Source organism: Chloroflexota bacterium, from assembly GCA_018648225.1.
In the GTDB taxonomy this organism is placed as follows: domain Bacteria; phylum Chloroflexota; class Anaerolineae; order Anaerolineales; family UBA11858; genus NIOZ-UU35.
This window is the reverse complement of record JABGRQ010000149.1, coordinates 1-2,750: the sequence shown is the minus strand read 5'-3', so window position 1 is coordinate 2,750 and position 2,750 is coordinate 1. Positions and strand designations below refer to the sequence as shown.

3 protein-coding genes are annotated in these 2,750 nt (G+C 45.7%); all 3 read right to left on the bottom strand.

Features of this window, described 5'->3' with window-relative positions; translation table 11 throughout:
- A partial coding sequence (locus HN413_14225) for a PAS domain S-box protein (protein MBT3391552.1) occupies positions 1-1,343 on the bottom strand: 1,343 nt, incomplete at its 3' end.
- 56 nt (positions 1,344-1,399) lie between these two features.
- Positions 1,400-2,326 (bottom strand): diguanylate cyclase, encoded by a 927-nt coding sequence (locus HN413_14220; protein ID MBT3391551.1) that lies wholly within the window; start codon positions 2,324-2,326, stop codon positions 1,400-1,402.
- A 6-nt stretch (positions 2,327-2,332) separates the two neighbouring features.
- Positions 2,333-2,750 (bottom strand): diguanylate cyclase (locus HN413_14215; protein MBT3391550.1); only part of this gene is annotated, 418 nt, incomplete at its 5' end.

The window sequence follows — 2,750 nt, the reverse complement described above, 5'->3', positions numbered from 1 at the left end:
GGCGTATCCAGAAGTAAACTCGTCATCCCGATCACGGCGTTTAGGGGGGTGCGTATTTCATGACTCATATTCGCCAAAAATTCGGCTTTGGCCTTGACAGCAGCTTCGGCGGCCCGTCGTGCGGCGATGAGATCAGTAATATCATGATACAAAGCCAAATATGAAGCGTTCTCGTCGCCACCATGTATGGGCATGGCAAATAATTCCACATCCACAAGGTCGCCGTTTTTGTGCCTGCGCTGGGTGACCACGCGAATCATATCGCCTTCACGCACGCGATCTGCCAACTGGGCGGAACTCTGGTGTTCTATTGGTTGAATAATCACTTCGGTTAGCTGTCGTTTCAAAACCTCAGATTTCTGGTACCCAAAAAGTTTTTCAAAAGCCGGATTGCAATCAGAAATATCGCTATTTACATCCGTGGTCACAATGGCAATGGGGCTTACATTAAAAAGTGTCTCAAAATATATTTTTTGCAGAGTCAATTCTTCTTCGGCCAGAACTTGTTCTGTAATATTGATGATGGATACCAACACCCGTTCGAGCGTATCTTCATAGCCAGGGCTAATTTCCCACTTCACATCCACATGAAGCAGGTTGCCTTCCAAATCATAGTTGATGCCGCGGCTCTCAAAAACACGCTCCCCATTCCCAATTGCAATCAGTTCTTGTCGAAATACTTCCGTTGACTCTTCCCCAAAGATATGCCCCAAATTTTGCAGAAGTTCATCTTTTCCGGGGACTTTAAAAAGATCATAGGTGACTCGATTTACATCCAAAACCCGAACCATTTGAGTGCATTTGATAATATCTTCGGGATGAGCGTCAAAATAGGTTTCAAAATCGCTAATTCCCTGTGCCCTGAGTGCATCAATATATTTTTTTACATCCGAGAAATCTTCTTCCCACAACGAAATTGGGGCATCCTCAAACAAGGCGCGGTATTTATTCTCCTCATGCTGTACGCGCATTTCAGCACGTTGGCGCTTTTCCATCTCCATTAGAAAATGATTCCGCATTGCTGTACTTGTTCCCCCCACCAAAAAACCAAATAAACTTGCAACTATGGACATCGCAAGTAGCACAGGATCAAACCAATTTTGCCAACCACCCCCTGCGCTAACTGTAAATAAAACGATAATCGGATAGGTAGCGGCGCCCGCCAAAAAACCTGTTTTTTCGCCAAATAGCCACCCGCTAATGATGACCGGAAACCACAGCACAACCACAGCAAATCGCCCTTGTGTTGGAAAAAACAACATAAAAGCAGAGCCACAAACAAGCCATGCCCCAACGTAAATATATGTTTTATGCGCTTCCAGCCAACCAAATAATCGTTCCATAAGTTTATTCCTGGAAAACCAATTTGCTCACCGCTACCCATCATACTATGCGGCTTCTATCGCTGATAACAAACCCGATTGCGCCCTTGCCTTTTTGCCAGGTATAGCATTTCATCGGCGGCATCAAATAACTGGTCCAAAGACACAGCGCTTCCTAGATTTAAAGTAGCAACCCCCAGACTTATCTCAATGCCCAATTCGTCATCAAAGTTATCTTGATCTTCGACATGCACGGGCAACCTGGCATTCATTACCTGAATGCGTAAGCGCTCGGCTATTTCTACGGCTTCGTTGAGAGAAGTCTCGGGCAACAAGATGATAAACTCCTCCCCGCCCCAACGGCCGGCACGGTCATAACTACGCAAATTTTTTGTAATCGTCTCAGCCAACATTATCAATGCTCGATCGCCGACAAGGTGCCCATATCGATCATTGACGAGCTTAAAATGATCGATATCTAAAAGAAGAATACTCAGCGCGTGAACCATTCGCTCAGAACGTTCCAATTCGGATTGTGCATGGGTATAGAAAGCTCTACGATTCCAAAGGCCGGTCAATTCATCATGCATGGCCAATTCATACATACGTTCATAGGCCCCCTTCAAACGTTGTTCCAGATCCAAAATGCGCGCCCCAATATGCAGGCGAGAGCTTAACTCTTTGGGGTCGAAGGGCTTAATCATATAGTCATCGGCGCCAGCATCCAAACCATCTACAATATTTTCAATCCCCTGACGTCCCGTCAACACGATGATATAAATATAACCCGCCATTTCGGTTTCGCGGATCAAGCGTGTCAGCGTAATACCATCCATTTCGGGCATCACCCAATCGGTAATTACCAGGCGAATAGTGCGCTGTTGAAGAATTTGCCAGGCCTCAACACCGTTTTTAGCCTCAACAACATCATAATTCAACTGCGAAAGCGTGCCAGATAATAGCTTTAGCGAGATTGGGTCATCTTCAACAATTAGAACTTTCATTTTATTTTAGGTTTCCCACGCAAAAACGATGTGATTTCCACCAACCTGGCCAGCGCGAACAAGCGCATTTTCAGCCGCCTGAATCAGGCCATCCAATGTCGTTACCTGCTCCTGTCCGCTTTGGACAAATCCCATACTGGCACTCAATACCAGGTGCTCATTATTGGGTAGCCGAAACGGCACATTATTTACGTTTTTACGAATACGATCAGCTACAACCGAAGCTCCTGCCAATGATGTTTCCGGTAGCAATAGAATAAATCCGTTTTTTCCCCAACGCCCAATGAGATCGTAGGAGCGTACACTGGCCCATATTTTTAAGGCTACCTGAGCAAGCGCCCGTTCCACTGTATCGCCATCAAACGAGGTTTCTAGCAGTTTGTCGGAGAGCAAACAAAGATAGCAAAAACGGTGATAGACTTCG